Here is a 13,829-nt window from a genome sequence, read left to right on the forward strand (position 1 = left end):
TGATGCCATGCTGAACCTTGCCGAATACCGCCAGCGGCCCGCGCTGCTGGCCGACTGGCTACCCTGGGCCGGGCTGATCGCGCCCGGAGTCGTGCTGAACAAGGATGGCTCCTTCCAGCGCACTGCGCGCTTTCGGGGGCCAGACCTCGACAGCGCGACACAGGGCGAACTGATTTCCACGTCGGCGAGGCTGAACAACGCGCTGCGCCGGCTCGGTTCGGGCTGGGCGCTGTTCATCGAGGCCGAACGGCGAGCTGCTGCCGGCTACCCACACTCGGACTTCCCGGAGCCCTTGTCCTGGCTGGTCGATGAAGAACGCCGCGCCGCATTTGAGGACTCGGGCAACCACTTCGAGAGCGGCTACCACCTGACATTGGTGTACCTGCCGCCGGAGGAAGCCCGCGCTCGTGCGGCCGGAATGCTGTACGAGAACCGTCCGACCGAGGGAGTGGACTGGCGTGAGCGCCTGACCGCCTTCGTCGCGGAGACGGATCGGATTTTCGACCTGCTCGATGGCGTGATGCCGGAGATTGCGTGGCTCGATGACAGCCAGACGCTGACCTACCTGCACTCGACCATTTCCCCACGGCGATACCGCGTGGGCGTGCCGGAAGTGCCATTCCACCTCGACGCGCTGCTGGCCGACGCGCCGCTGATCGGTGGTCTGGCGCCGATGCTGGGCGACCAGCACCTGCGCGTGGCGACGGTGCGGGGCTTCCCCACCTCGACCTGGCCGGGGATTCTGGACGACCTCAACCGCCTCAGCTTTGGCTATCGCTGGTCAACCCGGTTCCTTTGCATGGACAAAGCCGATGCGGAAAGAGAGCTTTCTCGCCTGCGCCGCCAATGGTTCGCCAAGCGCAAGAACGTCATCGCGCTATTGCGCGAAACCATCTTCCAGCAGGAATCCCCGCTGGTCGATACCGACGCTAGCAACAAATCGGCCGATGCCGATGCTGCCTTGCAGGAGCTGGGCAGCGACCAGGTGGCCTTTGGCTACCTGACGGCAACCGTCATCGTCATGGACGCGGATGCCGCCGTGGCCGACGAGAAGCTGCGCATGGTGGAGCGTGTCATCCAGGGGCGCGGCTTCGTCACCATTCCCGAAACGCTTAATGCGGTGGATGCGTGGTTGTCATCGATTCCGGGTCATGCCTACGCCAATGTCCGCCAGCCCATCGTCTCGACGCTGAACCTGGCGCATCTGGTGCCGGTGTCCGCCGTATGGGCCGGGCCAGAGAAGAACGCGCATCTCGACGGCCCGCCGCTGATCGTGACCCGCACCGAGGGCGCGACGCCGTTCCGGCTGGTCACGCACATCGGCGATGTGGGCCACACGCTGGTGGCCGGCCCCACGGGCATGGGCAAATCGGTGCTGCTCGCCACCTTGGCGATGCAGTTCCGTCGTTATCGCGGATCGCGCGTCTTCGCCTTCGACATGGGGCGCTCGATGCGCGCCACCATCCTGGGCCTGGGCGGTGAGCACTACGACCTCGGGATGGATGGCGAGATCGCCTTCCAGCCCTTGGCCCGTATCGACCGCGAGGGCTACCGCACTTGGGCGGCCGAATGGATCGAAGGCCGGCTACGGCATGAAGGCGTCGCGGTTGGCCCTGACGAGAAGGCAGCGATCTGGTCGGCGCTCGGCAGTCTCGCCGGTGCGCCCGTGGAGCAGCGCACGATGACAGGGCTTTCCGTCCTGCTGCAATCGAACGCACTGCGGCAGGCCCTCGCGCCCTATGTGCTCGGCGGCGCGCACGGCAAGCTGCTGGATGCCGACCATGACCGGCTGGGCATGGCCGACGTGCAGTGCTTCGAGATGGAGGAGCTGATGCACAGCAAGGCCGCCGTCATGGCGGTGCTGCATTACCTCTTTGCGCGCTTCGACGAACGCTTTGACGGCGCCCCCACGCTGCTGATCCTCGACGAGGCGTGGCTGTTCCTTGACGATCCGGTGTTTGCGGCGCGCATCCGCCAGTGGCTCAAGACGCTGCGCAAGAAGAACGTCAGCGTCATCTTCGCCACGCAGAGCCTCGCCGACATCAAGGATTCGAGCATCGCGCCGGCCATCATCGAGAGCTGCGCAAGCCGCATCTTCCTGCCGAACCCGCAGGCGACCGAGCCGCAGATTCGCACGATCTACGAAGGCTTCGGCCTCAACAGCCGCCAGATCGAGATTGTCGCCACCGCGCAGCCCAAGCGCGACTACTACTACCAATCGCGTCTCGGCAATCGCCTGTTTGACCTCGACCTGGGCGCCGCGACGCTGGCCTTCGCGGGTGCTTCCACGCCGCAAGACCAGCGCGACATCGACGCGGTGCTTGCCGCTGCGCATTCCGATTCCTCTCCCTTCGCAGCCGCGTGGCTGCGCCACCGTGGCCTGCATTGGGCCGCCGACCTGCTGTCCTCGTTCCTGTCCACCCACCCCCAGGAGAACCCATCATGAAAAAGCGTCTTCTCGCCGCCGCCGTCGCGGCCATGCTTTGCACCGCTACCGCCGTGCAGGCGCAATGGGTCGTGATCGACCCCACGAACCTCGTGCAGAACACGCTGACCGCGATCCGCACGCTGGAGCAGATCAACAACCAGATCAAGCAGCTCCAGAACGAGGCGCAGATGCTCATCAACCAGGCGCGCAACCTGGCCAGCCTGCCGTCCAGCGTGGTGGGCCAGTTGCGCGCCAATCTGGCGACCACCCAGCGGCTGATCGCGCAAGCCAAGGGCCTGGCCTATGACGTGACGAATCTGGATCGGGAGTTCCAGCGCCTGTATCCCGAGCAATACGCCGCCACCGTGAGCGGCGACCAGATGTACCGCGATACGCAGGAACGCTGGAAGAACACGCTCAATGGTTTGCAGACCACCATGCAGATGCAGGCCCAGGCCTCACAGAACCTGAGCGACGACGAAGGCGTGCTGGCCGACCTCGTGGGCAAGAGCCAATCGGCAGTGGGTGCCTTGCAGGCGATGCAGGCCATGAACCAGCTCTTGGCCCTGCAAGCCAAGCAGTCCATCCAGACGCAGCGCCTGAGCATCACCCAGGATCGCGCTGCGTCGCTGGAACTGGCACGGCAGGCCGCTGCTGTGGAGCGTGGCCGCGAGGTGAATCGGCGCTTCCTGGGCGAAGGCACGCCGTACACACCGCAGTCCGTCGATTTCTACGGCCGGTGACGGGTGCTGTCATGACCCGCGTGCCTGCTCTCTGCGGTTTCGTGCTCCTGCTGGCCGGCTGCGGCCAGCAGGAGGGGCCTTCGGTCGATGCGCTCTCGGCAGATCCGTCGCGGCTGCACTTGCTCAAGGAGCAATGCCGCGCGGGCCAGCTCGACGACGCGTCTTGCGCGCAGGTGGCCCAGGCCGATTTGCGCCGCTTTCTCTCCGGCAAGACCGGGCCAGATGAGTACCAGACGCTGGCCGATCTGCCGCCGATTCCGCCCAGCTTCGATGAACCCGCAGAGGACAGCAATGCGGTGGCCACGGCCTCGCCTGTGCAGGAGGACTCGCCATGAATGACATTTCGGTCATCGACCATTTTCTCGATGTCTTTTCGCGCTACATCGACTCGGGCTTCGGCCTGCTGCACGGCGAGGTCGCATTCCTCACGGCCACGCTGATCGTCATCGACATGACGCTCGCCGGGCTGTTCTGGGCGATGGGGCACGCGACCGGCCAGGGCGAGGACGTGATTGCCAAGCTGATCCGCAAGGTGCTGTACGTCGGTGCCTTCGCCTACATCATCGGCAACTTCAACATGCTGGCCGGTGTCCTGTTCCGCTCCTTCGCGGGTCTTGGCCTGACAGCCAGCGGCTCGACCTTGAGCATGGGCAACTTCTTGCAACCAGGTCGATTGGCCAAGGCCGGCATCGACACAGCGGCGCCGATCCTCGACCAGATCAGGGAGATGGCGGGCTTCCCCGAGGTGTTCATCCACATCGCGCCCATCGTCGTGCTGTTCCTCGCGTGGCTGGTGGTTATCGTTAGCTTCTTCGTGCTGGCGGTGCAGCTCTTCGTCACCCTGATCGAGTTCAAACTGACCACGCTGGCGGGCTTCGTGCTGGTGCCGTTTGCCCTCTGGAACAAGACAGCGTTTATGGCCGAGAAGGTGCTGGGCAACGTGGTGTCCTCGGGCATCAAGGTGCTGGTGCTCGCCGTCATCGTGGGTATCGGCTCGGGGCTATTCGCCGAATTCAGGATACCGCCCGGTTCCGAGCCGTCCATCGACCAGGCGCTGGTCATCATGCTGGCCTCGTTGTCCCTGCTGGCCCTGGGCATCTTTGGGCCGGGCATTGCGACAGGCTTGGTGTCCGGTGGGCCACAGCTCGGCGCGGGCGCGATGGCCGGTGCTGCCATCGGCGCAGCCGGAACCGCCGTGGCGGTCGGTGCCGCGGCTACCGGCGTCGGAAGCGCAGTGGCGGCCGGGGCACGCATGGCACCCGCCGCCGCCCGCTCGATGGCATCGACCGCCAGCAGCGCCAAGTCGGCGTACCAGGCGGGCTCCACTTCGGCCGGTGGCGGCCTGAAGGGTGCCGCCGCCGGCGTGGGCAATGTTGCCAAGACCGGCGCGCAGGCGGCCGGGCAGAAAGTCGCCGATGGGGCGCGGTCGATGAAGGAGCGCATGGCGGCGGCCTTTCGGCCCGATGACGCCGGATCGGCGTCGGGGGGCGGCGCCGCACAGGCCGCAAGCGAGGCTCCCGCCACAGCCCCATCCACCGAGCAACCCGCCTGGGCCAAGCGCCTGCACCGCAGGCAGCAACTCACCCATGCCGCGACGACCGCCGCCCACACGCTGCGCGGCGGCGACGGCGGCAGCTCCAGCCAGGGGCCAAGCCTGCGTGATTCCGATTCCTGATCTTGAAGGAGAACTTCCATGCGATTCAAAAGACCGCAGGTGCGCTATGCCAACACACCGCAGCCTGCTACCCCGTACCAATCCGCTGCCCAGGCCTGGGACGAGCGCATCGGCTCGGCCCGCGCACAGGCGAAGAACTGGCGGCTCATGGCCTTCGGCTGCCTCACTTTGGCCGTACTGATGGCCGGTGGCCTGGTCTGGCGTTCCGCGCAGTCCATCGTCACCCCCTACGTCATCGAGGTGGACAACTCGGGTCAGGTGCGCGCTGTCGGCGAAGCGGCCACGCCGTACCGGCCCAGCGATGCGCAGATTGCTTACCACCTCGGCCGCTTCATCGGTCTGGTGCGCTCGCTGTCCATCGACCCCATCGTGGTGCGGCAGAACTGGCTCGATGCCTATGACTACACGACCGACAAGGGCGCCGTGGTGCTCAACGAGTACGCCCGCGTGAACGATCCGTTCGCGCGCATTGGCAAGGAGTCGGTGACGGTGCAGGTCAGCAGCGTGACTCGCGCGAGCGATACGTCGTTCAACGTGCGCTGGACGGAGACCCGTTTCGTCAACGGTGCGCTGGACCGCACCGAACGCTGGAACGCTGTCGTGTCCATCGTGCAGCAGACGCCGCGCACCGAGCAGCGTGTGCGCAAGAACCCCCTGGGCATCTACGTCAACGGGCTGTCGTGGAGCCGCGAACTGGAAGCTAACGAAGGAGCAAAACCATGAATGATCTTTTCCGTAAATCCGTCTTGCCGATCATGCTGCTTGCCCTCGCGGGCTGCGCCACGCAGGGCAAGCCGCCGCCGTCCATTTCGCTCGACGAGCCGGTACAGGCGCAGCCGCTACCGGAGCCGCCTGCGCCGGTGGAGGTGGTGGCCATGCCGCAAGTGCTGCCGATGCCGGCTCAGATGAAGCCTGTGCCGGATGCCAAGCCCGCAGCAGAACCTGCCGATGAAACCGTGCGTGTGTCCCGCGCCAACGCCGAGGCGCGTATCGCGCCCACGCGCGAGGGGTACGTCAACGCGATTCAGGTGTGGCCTTTCACCGATGGCGCGCTGTATCAGGTCTATGCGGCCGTGGGTCGCGTGACGGTGATCGCGCTCCAGCCCGGTGAGGAACTGGTAACGGTGGCCGCCGGCGATACCGTGCGCTGGATCGTGGGCGATACATCGAGCGGCAGCGGCGATGCGCTGCGCGTCAATGTGATGGTCAAGCCGATCCGCTCGGGCCTCAAGACCAATCTGGTCATCACGACCAGCCGGCGCACGTACCTGATTGAACTGACTTCGACTGAGAAGACGTGGATGGCGTCGGTGTCCTGGGAGTATCCGAAGGACAAGATGCTGGCCTTGCAGCGCCAGGCGCAGGCGGCCAGCGCCGCCGCGCCGGTCGATGCTGGCCTGTCGCTGGAGAAGATCCGCTTTCGCTATGCGGTCAGTGGCAGCAATCCGCCGTGGAAGCCGCTGCGCGCTTTCGACGATGGCGAGAAGGTCTACATCCAGTTCCCGCCGGGCATCGCGCAGGGCGAGCTGCCGCCGCTGTTCGTGATCGGCGCGCAGGGCGATGGGCAACTGGTGAACTACCGATTCCGTGCGCCGTACTACATCGTGGATCGCCTGTTCGGTGCGGCCGAACTGCGCCTGGGCGGAGACAAGGGCGATGTGGTGCGGATCGAGCGCACCGATGGCGTTTCCGGTGGCACGCGGAGGAACTGACCATGAGCCAGGACGACACTCGCGATCTTGGCACGCCACAGGCGGGCAAGGTCGCGCCCGAGGCGGTGGCGCTGCGCGCCCAGCCGCGCCCGGTCACACGTCTGAATCGGCGCACCTTGGCCATGCTCACGGGCGGCCTGTCGGTCGCCGTGCTAGGGGCCACGATCTGGTCATTGCAGCCACATCGGCGCGGCGCAGGCGAGCAGACCGAGCTTTACAACGTGGATCGAGTCTCGAAGTCCGAGGGGCTGGATGGCCTGCCTTCGGATTACTCCAAGCTGCCGAAGGTGCCGGAGCTGGGGCCGCCGCTGCCGGGCGATCTCGGCCCTGCCATCGTGAAGGCGCAGCAGCCGGTGACACCCACGTATGCGCCACCGGGCCACGACCCGGAGGACGCTCGGCGCAAGGAAGCCGAAGCGGCAGCGGCTTCCTCGGTGTTCTTCCGTTCTGGTACGCCCGGCAAGACCGCAGCGCCAGCGAATGCGCAAGCGGCTGGCCCGGCATCGACCTTGGCGGGCTTCGACCCGCTGGCCGCTGGGCCGGCCTCGACGGCTGCCCTGCCTGCCGACCCGACCGCCGTGCAGAACCGGCAAGACCAGAAAGAGGCTTTCCTGAAAGGCGGTTCTACGGAAACCCGCAATTCCGGCAATCTGCAAATGCCGACCTCGCCGTACCAGGTGATGGCCGGGACGGTGATCGCCGGGGCGCTGGTGACAGGCATCAAGTCTGACCTGCCGGGCGACGTGATTGGCACGGTGACGGAGTCGGTCTACGACTCGGCCACCGGCAAGTTTCTGTTGATCCCTCAGGGCTCGCGCCTCATGGGCAAGTACAACAGCCAGGTGAGCTATGGGCAGAGCCGCGTGCAGTTGGTGTGGAACCGCATCATCTTGCCGGACACGTCTTCGCTGAAGCTCGACAACCTCGCGGGCACCGACCCGGCCGGCTACTCCGGCCTGGAGGATGGCGTCGATTGGCACTGGGATCGCGTCTTTGCCGGTGCGGCGCTGACGACACTGCTGGGCGTGGGCGCGGAGCTGGCCGCGCCGGAGAACCGGCAGAACGGCAACCGCATCGTGATTGCCTGGCGCGACAGCGCGCAGGACAGCATCAATCAGGTCGGCCAGGAGATGACCCGGCGCAACATGAACATTCAGCCGACCTTGACGGGGCGGCCGGGCCTGCCGGTGCGGATCATCGTCAACCGTGACCTGATGCTGCGACCGTACCAGCCGCTTTTCGTCCAGAGAGGAGCGGCGAAATGAACACCTCCAAGAAATTGCGGCTTGGGCCGCTACCCAAGACCGAGAGCACGAAGCTCACGTTTTTGTGCCCGGTCAGCCTAAAAGCTGATCTCGACCGCTATGCCGTGGCGCACTCGCAGGCGTATGGCGAGGCAGTCGATGCCACTACGTTGATTCCTCTTATGCTGGAGGCGTTCATGGCCGGCGACCGGGGATTCAGGAAGGGTGGCGGGAGCAAGGCCATACCCTGAAGTAGGGTTGACGATGTGGACGCATCCGCTACCCCTTCACGATGAAAGCGCAGTCCACTGACTGCGCTTTCGCTTTTGACGGGGCTTGCGGCAGGGCGAGACTATGATGGTGCGATCTTGCCCGCCGCGGCGCCCCCACGCTTACCGCCGCGAAGCGCCTATGCAGCACCTAGCTCGAAAAGCAGCAAGAGCACTCAGCGGCTGAAATCTAGCCTAACCTATTGCCCTGTAAGAGCTTTTTCCCCACTGCATGTCTGAATGAAGGACTTGACAGCGGACATTTTTCATGGGCCGATCGTCCACTCCTTCTCTCCTTGGCCCGGCCAGGCGCCGGGATAATCCATCCATGATCAAGCTCTTCGTCGGCCTCGGCAATCCGGGGCCCGAGTATGAGGACACGCGCCACAACGCCGGCTTCTGGTGGATCGACGCCCTCGCCCGCGACTGGAAGCTCCACCTCGCACCCGAACGCAGCTACCACGGCCTGGCGGCCCGAACGAATGTGGGCGGCCAGACGGTCTGGCTGCTGGAGCCGCAGACCTTCATGAACCTGTCGGGCAAGTCGGTGGCGGCGCTCGCCCGCTTCTTCAAGATCGCGCCGGAAGAAATCCTGGTGGTGCACGACGAGCTGGACGTGGTGCCCGGCCAGGCCAAGCTCAAGTTCGGTGGCAGCCACGCCGGCCACAACGGCCTGCGCGACATCCATGCGCAGTTGGGCACCGGCGACTATTGGCGGCTGCGCGTTGGCATCGGCCATCCGGGCTTGAAGTCCGAAGTGGTGAACTGGGTGCTGAAGAAGCCGCTGCGCGAGCAGCGCGAAGCCATCGACGACGCCATCGTCCGCAGCCTGCGGGCGGTCCCCACCCTCCTGGCCGGCGACATGACCGCCGCGATGCAGCAGATCCACACCCACAAGCCGCCCCGGCCCAAGCCGCCGCGCCAGGAGAGCGCGCCTGCGGATAAACCGCCAGGCTAAACCACCTACTTTCGATCAGGGAGAGACCGTGCGACCCCATCACCACCTACAAACGGCGCACACCGATCAGTCCAGGCTCCGCAGGCGTCGCCAGGCCACGCTGGTCCTGCTGACGGCGCTGCTGGGCGCCACCGCAGCAGCGCAACAGCCCCAACCCGCACGCAGCGGCACCATCTGGCGTTGCGGCAACCTCTACAGCCAGATTCCCTGCGACAACGGCCGGTCGCTCGACGAGGCGCCAGCGTCGTCGCCGCAGAAGGCGCGCGAGGCACAGGCCCAGACCGACCGCATCCAGCGCCGCGCGGACGCCATGGCCCGCGAGCGCGAGCGGCTGGAGGACCGTGCCACGGGCCAGCGCCCCGCCGTCTTCGAGCATCCGCAGCCCCAGCACACCGGGTCTGCGCTGGCTGACAACCACCTCGATAAGCCCCGCGCTCCCAAGCGCGCCACCGTCGGCGGCGACTTCAGCGCGCGCGCCGCGGGCGAGGCACCCGCTGGCACAAAGAAAAAGAAGAAGAAAAAGTCGGACGCATGACGCGGCCCGGTGCCGCGTCGCTCAACGCTGCGGCGCTGCCGGCTCCAGATGCACGGCAGCCGTGAGCCGCTCGTACTTGGCCATCAGCATCGGCCGGGTCTCCACATGCGCGGGATTGACCGGAATGCACGCCACCGGACAGATCTGCACGCACTGCGGTTCGTCGAAGTGGCCCACGCATTCGGTGCAACGGTGCGGATCGATCTGGTAGAAGGATTCGCCCATCGAGATGGCGTCGTTGGGGCACTCCGGCTCGCAGACGTCGCAGTTGATGCATTCGTCGGTGATCATCAAGGCCATCCCCGGATTATCCCTGGGCGGGCACGCACGTTGCATGCGCGTGAATCATTCCCCTGTCCGGTTATGCTGCGCCGCTTGCCTTCGCGGGCCCAGCTTTCACGATGAGTCTCTTTCTTCTCAAGCGTCTGGTGACGCTGGTCGGCACCCTGATCGGGGCGTCCGTCATCATCTTCCTCGTTCTCGAAATCCTGCCCGGCAACGCGGCTCAGATGCTGATGGGCCCGGATGCCTCGCCCGATGCCGTGGCGGCCCTGGCCACCAAGCTGGGCCTGGACCAGCCGGCCTGGACGCGCTACTGGCACTGGGTGGGCGGCATGCTCACCGGCAATCTGGGCGACAGCTACACCTACGGCTCGCCGGTGGCTGAGCTGATCCTGGAGCGGCTGCAACTGACCATTCCTCTCGCCTTCATGGCGATGCTGCTCACCACGGTGCTGGCGCTGCTGGTGGGCATGACGGCCGCCGCGCGCCACAACCAATTGGGCGACGTGGGCCTGATGGGCCTCACCCAGGTGGGCATCGCCATTCCCAACTTCTGGTTCGCCATCCTGCTGATCCTGCTGTTCTCGGTGAAGCTGCAGTGGTTCTCGGCGGGCGGCTTCGATGGCTGGGGCGAAGGCATGGGCGGCATCCTCGACGGCGTGAAGTCGCTGCTGCTGCCCGCGCTGTCGCTGGCGGTGGTGCAGGCCGCGATCCTGGCGCGCATCACGCGCTCGGCGGTGCTCGAGGTCATGCGCGAGGACTTCGTGCGCACCGCCCGCGCCAAGGGCGTGAGCCAGCGCGCCGTGCTGTGGCTGCACGTGCTGCGCAATGCGCTGATCCCGGTCATCACGGTCATGGGCATGCAGTTCTCCGAACTGCTGGCGGGCACCATCGTGGTGGAGAACGTGTTCTACCTGCCCGGCCTGGGCCGCCTGATCTTCCAGGCCATCAGCAACCGCGATCTGGTCGTGGTGCGCAACTGCGTGATGCTGCTGGCCGCCTTCGTGGTGATCGTCAACTTTGTGGTCGATGTGCTCTATGCCGTGATCGACCCGCGCATCAAGGCTTCCGACATATGAGCAGCGCCGGCATTCCTGCGGCCACGCCCTCCGCCACAGCAAGGCCTGCAGGCCGGCACGGCTTCTGGCAGCGCGCGCTGCGCCACCGCAGCTTCATGATCGGCGGCGTGCTCACGCTGGCGCTGATCGTGGCGGCTGCGCTTTCGTTCGTGTGGACGCCCTGGTCGCCCTACGACATGGACATGGCCAACAAGCTGGCCGGTCCGTCGGCAAAGCACTGGCTGGGCACGGACGCCTTCGGCCGCGACGTGGCCTCGCTGCTGCTGGTCGGCGCACGGGCGTCGATCCTGGTGGGCATCATCGCGGTGGGCATCGGCCTGGTGGCTGGCACCGCGCTGGGCCTGCTGGCAGCGGCAAAACGCGGCTGGGTCGAGGAGGCCATCATGCGCCTGACCGACTTCTCGCTGGCCTTCCCGGCGATCCTGCTGGCGATCATGCTGACGGCCGTGTTCGGCGCGGGCATCGTCAACGCCATCATCGCCATCGGCATCTACAACATCCCGATCTTTGCGCGCATCACGCGCGCCTCGGCCAATGCCGTGTGGTCGCGCGAGTACATCGCCGCGGCGCAGGCCTGCGGCAAGGGGCCGTTCGCGATCACGATGCAGCACGTGCTGCCCAACATCTCGGCGGTGCTGATCGTGCAGATCACCATCCGCTTCGCCATCGCCATCCTGGCCGAGGCCGCGCTGTCGTACCTGGGCCTGGGCACGCAGCCGCCGCAGCCCTCCTGGGGCCGAATGCTGAGCGAGGCGCAGACGCTGATGTTCCAGCAGCCGCTGCTGGCCGTGTGGCCCGGCGCCGCCATCGCCATGGCGGTGCTCGGCCTGAACCTGATGGGCGATGGTCTGCGTGACCTGCTCGATCCCCGCTTGGCCCGCGCACGATGAACCGCATTCCCTTCGCCTTCCTTTACGCGCCCGGCCTGCACCGGGCGGCGCGCTGACCATGGCCCTGCTCGACGTCAACGACCTGCACATCGGCCTGCAGACCCACCGCGGCCCGGCCGAAGCGGTGCGCGGCATCTCCTTCTCGCTGGAGCGCGGCGAGACGCTCGGCATCGTTGGCGAATCCGGCTGCGGCAAGTCCATCACCGTGATGGCACTGATGGGCCTGCTGCCCAACACCGCACGCGTGACCGGCAGCATCCGCTTCGACGGCCAGGAACTCGTGGGCCTGCCCGAGAAGGCGATGTGCGCCCTCCGCGGCAACCGCATCGGCATGGTGTTCCAGGAGCCGATGACGGCGCTGAACCCGGTGCACACCATCGCCCGCCAGGTGGGCGAGCCGCTGCGGCTGCACCGCGGCCTGTCGAAGGCCGAGGCGCGCAAGGAAGTGCTGGCCCTGCTCGACCGCGTGGGCATTCCCGATGCAGCCTCGCGGCTGGACGCCTATCCGCACCAGTTTTCCGGCGGCCAGCGCCAGCGCATCGGCATCGCCATGGCGCTGGCCTGCGGGCCCGACCTGCTGATCGCCGACGAGCCCACCACCGCGCTGGACGTGACCATCCAGAAGCAGATCCTCGATCTGATCCAGGACCTGGTGAAGGAGCGCGGCATGGGCCTGATCCTCATCTCGCACGACCTGGGCGTGATCGCCAACAACGTCCAGCGCATGCTGGTGATGTATGGCGGCAGCGTGGTCGAAAGCGGACCGACAGCCTCGGTGTTCGCGGCCAAGGCGCATCCCTACACGCAGGGACTGTTCGCGGCCCGGCCGGTGCTGGGTGCGCCGCGCGGCGGCCGGCTGGCCACCATCCGCGGCAGCGTGCCCGAGCTGGTCGACCTGCCGGTTGGCTGCCCTTTCGCGGGCCGCTGCAGTTTCACCGAAGACTATTGCCACACGACGCCGGTGCCGCCGACGCCGCTGCCGGGCGACCATGCGGTGCGCTGCCTGCGGCTGGAGGCCGTTGCTGCGGCTGCGGCCGAAGGAGTCGAGGCATGAGCGCAGCCCGAGCCCTCACCATGCGCGAAGACGCAGCCAGCGCGCTGCGTGACGCTTCTCTCCTCTCCGGGGCTTTCCGATGAGCACCCCACCCCTGCTGAAGGTCACCGACCTGGTCCGCCACTATGCGCTGCCGCGTGAGAAGCTCTTTTCTCCGCCGCCCACCGTCAAGGCCCTCAACGGCGTGAGCTTCGAGGTGCAGGCCGGGCGCAGCCTGGGCATCGTGGGCGAGTCGGGCTCGGGCAAGTCCACCATCGCCCGGCTGGTGATGGCCCTGGACAAGCCCACGTCCGGCCGCATCGAACTGCTGGGCCGCGACCTGAACCGGCTGTCGGCTGCCGAGCTGCGCACCGCGCGCCGCGACTTCCAGATGGTGTTCCAGGACCCGTACGGCTCGCTCGACCCACGCCAGACCGTGGGCCGCATCGTGGCCGAGCCGCTGGACGCGCTGGCCAACGCCTCGCGCGCCGAGCAGCGCGAACGCGCCGCCGAATCGCTGGCCGCCGTGGGCCTGCGCAGCACCGACATCGACAAATATCCGCACGAGTTCTCGGGCGGCCAGCGCCAGCGCATCGCCATCGCCCGCGCCCTCATCACCCGGCCCAAGCTCATCGTGGCCGACGAGCCGGTGAGCGCGCTGGACGTGTCGGTGCAGGCCCAGGTGCTCAACCTCATGCAGGACCTGCAGCAGCAGTTCGGCGTGAGCTACCTGCTCATCAGCCACGACCTGGCCGTCGTCAACCACCTGTGCGACGACGTCTGCGTGGTGCTCAAGGGCCGCATCGTCGAGCAGGGGCCGCCCGAGCGGCTGTTCCGCGAGGCGGAGCATCCCTACACCCGCAGCCTGCTCGAAGCCGTTCAGCACGCGCCCTCCGGCGACGTGCTGCACGCGGCCTGAAAGCCGCTCCAGAGTTGGGCCACAATGGCCCGCGCCGAGGGGCCGCCGGCCGCTCGTGAACC

Annotated in this window: 15 protein-coding genes; 14 read left to right on the plus strand and 1 reads right to left on the minus strand. The window is 66.9% G+C overall.

Annotation, left to right across the window (positions count from 1 at the left end; all coding sequences use genetic code 11):
* Window positions 1-7 precede the first annotated feature (7 nt).
* The 10 genes from trbE (at window position 8) to KBC94_RS26180 (ending at window position 9,564) form a co-directional block, all read left to right on the plus strand.
* On the plus strand, window positions 8-2,446 hold the full coding sequence (gene trbE / locus KBC94_RS26135) for a conjugal transfer protein TrbE (protein ID WP_035884624.1): 2,439 nt from the start codon (window positions 8-10) through the stop codon (window positions 2,444-2,446).
* Complete coding sequence (trbJ, locus tag KBC94_RS26140; protein ID WP_035884623.1) at window positions 2,443-3,171, plus strand: P-type conjugative transfer protein TrbJ; 729 nt, start codon at window positions 2,443-2,445, stop codon at window positions 3,169-3,171. The genes trbE and trbJ overlap by 4 nt, the downstream gene beginning before the upstream one ends.
* A gap of 11 nt (window positions 3,172-3,182) precedes the next feature.
* Window positions 3,183-3,506, plus strand: a complete 324-nt coding sequence (locus tag KBC94_RS26145) for an EexN family lipoprotein (protein ID WP_017407589.1) — start codon at window positions 3,183-3,185, stop codon at window positions 3,504-3,506.
* On the plus strand, window positions 3,503-4,846 hold the full coding sequence (trbL, locus tag KBC94_RS26150) for a P-type conjugative transfer protein TrbL (protein ID WP_035884622.1): 1,344 nt from the start codon (window positions 3,503-3,505) through the stop codon (window positions 4,844-4,846). Before KBC94_RS26145 ends, trbL begins: the two co-directional genes overlap by 4 nt.
* 18 nt (window positions 4,847-4,864) lie before the next feature.
* Window positions 4,865-5,569, plus strand: a complete 705-nt coding sequence (gene trbF / locus KBC94_RS26155) for a conjugal transfer protein TrbF (protein ID WP_035884621.1) — start codon at window positions 4,865-4,867, stop codon at window positions 5,567-5,569.
* Window positions 5,566-6,558 (plus strand): P-type conjugative transfer protein TrbG, encoded by a 993-nt coding sequence (gene trbG / locus KBC94_RS26160; RefSeq protein ID WP_035884620.1) that lies wholly within the window; start codon window positions 5,566-5,568, stop codon window positions 6,556-6,558. The genes trbF and trbG overlap by 4 nt, the downstream gene beginning before the upstream one ends.
* A 2-nt stretch (window positions 6,559-6,560) precedes the next feature.
* The gene (locus KBC94_RS26165; RefSeq protein WP_294377554.1) at window positions 6,561-7,823 is read left to right on the plus strand and encodes a TrbI/VirB10 family protein; all 1,263 of its coding nucleotides are present in this window, start codon (window positions 6,561-6,563) and stop codon (window positions 7,821-7,823) included.
* Window positions 7,820-8,053 carry a DUF2274 domain-containing protein gene (locus KBC94_RS26170; RefSeq protein ID WP_017407699.1) on the plus strand — a complete coding sequence of 78 codons (234 nt, stop codon included), beginning with the start codon at window positions 7,820-7,822 and terminating at the stop codon, window positions 8,051-8,053. The genes KBC94_RS26165 and KBC94_RS26170 overlap by 4 nt, the downstream gene beginning before the upstream one ends.
* Window positions 8,054-8,399: 346 nt before the next feature.
* Window positions 8,400-9,029, plus strand: coding sequence for an aminoacyl-tRNA hydrolase (gene pth, locus KBC94_RS26175; protein WP_294377560.1), 630 nt, complete (start codon window positions 8,400-8,402; stop codon window positions 9,027-9,029).
* 28 nt (window positions 9,030-9,057) lie between these two features.
* On the plus strand, window positions 9,058-9,564 hold the full coding sequence (locus KBC94_RS26180; protein ID WP_294377563.1) for a hypothetical protein: 507 nt from the start codon (window positions 9,058-9,060) through the stop codon (window positions 9,562-9,564).
* Between the two features lie 21 nt (window positions 9,565-9,585).
* Here the strand turns inward: KBC94_RS26180 and KBC94_RS26185 are convergent, their stop codons facing one another.
* A complete protein-coding gene (locus KBC94_RS26185; protein WP_294377565.1) occupies window positions 9,586-9,864 on the minus strand; it encodes a YfhL family 4Fe-4S dicluster ferredoxin in 279 nt (92 codons plus the stop codon).
* Window positions 9,865-9,965: 101 nt separating this feature from the next.
* Between KBC94_RS26185 and KBC94_RS26190 the strand changes: the two genes are divergently transcribed.
* The 4 genes from KBC94_RS26190 to KBC94_RS26205 all read left to right on the plus strand — a co-directional run bounded on the left by KBC94_RS26190 (window position 9,966) and on the right by KBC94_RS26205 (window position 13,767).
* A complete protein-coding gene (locus KBC94_RS26190; protein WP_294377566.1) occupies window positions 9,966-10,925 on the plus strand; it encodes an ABC transporter permease in 960 nt (319 codons plus the stop codon).
* Window positions 10,922-11,815 carry an ABC transporter permease gene (locus KBC94_RS26195; RefSeq protein WP_294377568.1) on the plus strand — a complete coding sequence of 298 codons (894 nt, stop codon included), beginning with the start codon at window positions 10,922-10,924 and terminating at the stop codon, window positions 11,813-11,815. Before KBC94_RS26190 ends, KBC94_RS26195 begins: the two co-directional genes overlap by 4 nt.
* Before the next feature lie 58 nt (window positions 11,816-11,873).
* Complete coding sequence (locus tag KBC94_RS26200) at window positions 11,874-12,869, plus strand: ABC transporter ATP-binding protein (protein ID WP_294377571.1); 996 nt, start codon at window positions 11,874-11,876, stop codon at window positions 12,867-12,869.
* A 79-nt stretch (window positions 12,870-12,948) separates the two neighbouring features.
* Window positions 12,949-13,767, plus strand: coding sequence for an ATP-binding cassette domain-containing protein (locus tag KBC94_RS26205; protein ID WP_294377574.1), 819 nt, complete (start codon window positions 12,949-12,951; stop codon window positions 13,765-13,767).
* Window positions 13,768-13,829: the final 62 nt, after the last annotated feature.

This window comes from Pseudacidovorax sp. (assembly GCF_017991995.1).
Classification (GTDB): Bacteria; Pseudomonadota; Gammaproteobacteria; order Burkholderiales; family Burkholderiaceae_C; genus Xenophilus.

Bases quoted from the DNA above. Each gene is read 5' to 3' on its own strand.
- trbE (WP_035884624.1), top strand. From the start codon at position 8: ATGCTGAACCTTGCCGAATACCGCCAGCGGCCCGCGCTGCTGGCCGAC.
- trbJ (WP_035884623.1), top strand. From the start codon at position 2,443: ATGAAAAAGCGTCTTCTCGCCGCCGCCGTCGCGGCCATGCTTTGCACC.
- KBC94_RS26145 (WP_017407589.1), top strand. From the start codon at position 3,183: ATGACCCGCGTGCCTGCTCTCTGCGGTTTCGTGCTCCTGCTGGCCGGC.
- trbL (WP_035884622.1), top strand. From the start codon at position 3,503: ATGAATGACATTTCGGTCATCGACCATTTTCTCGATGTCTTTTCGCGC.
- trbF (WP_035884621.1), top strand. From the start codon at position 4,865: ATGCGATTCAAAAGACCGCAGGTGCGCTATGCCAACACACCGCAGCCT.
- trbG (WP_035884620.1), top strand. From the start codon at position 5,566: ATGAATGATCTTTTCCGTAAATCCGTCTTGCCGATCATGCTGCTTGCC.
- KBC94_RS26165 (WP_294377554.1), top strand. From the start codon at position 6,561: ATGAGCCAGGACGACACTCGCGATCTTGGCACGCCACAGGCGGGCAAG.
- KBC94_RS26170 (WP_017407699.1), top strand. From the start codon at position 7,820: ATGAACACCTCCAAGAAATTGCGGCTTGGGCCGCTACCCAAGACCGAG.
- pth (WP_294377560.1), top strand. From the start codon at position 8,400: ATGATCAAGCTCTTCGTCGGCCTCGGCAATCCGGGGCCCGAGTATGAG.
- KBC94_RS26185 (WP_294377565.1), bottom strand. From the start codon at position 9,864: ATGGCCTTGATGATCACCGACGAATGCATCAACTGCGACGTCTGCGAG.
- KBC94_RS26190 (WP_294377566.1), top strand. From the start codon at position 9,966: ATGAGTCTCTTTCTTCTCAAGCGTCTGGTGACGCTGGTCGGCACCCTG.
- KBC94_RS26195 (WP_294377568.1), top strand. From the start codon at position 10,922: ATGAGCAGCGCCGGCATTCCTGCGGCCACGCCCTCCGCCACAGCAAGG.
- KBC94_RS26200 (WP_294377571.1), top strand. From the start codon at position 11,874: ATGGCCCTGCTCGACGTCAACGACCTGCACATCGGCCTGCAGACCCAC.
- KBC94_RS26205 (WP_294377574.1), top strand. From the start codon at position 12,949: ATGAGCACCCCACCCCTGCTGAAGGTCACCGACCTGGTCCGCCACTAT.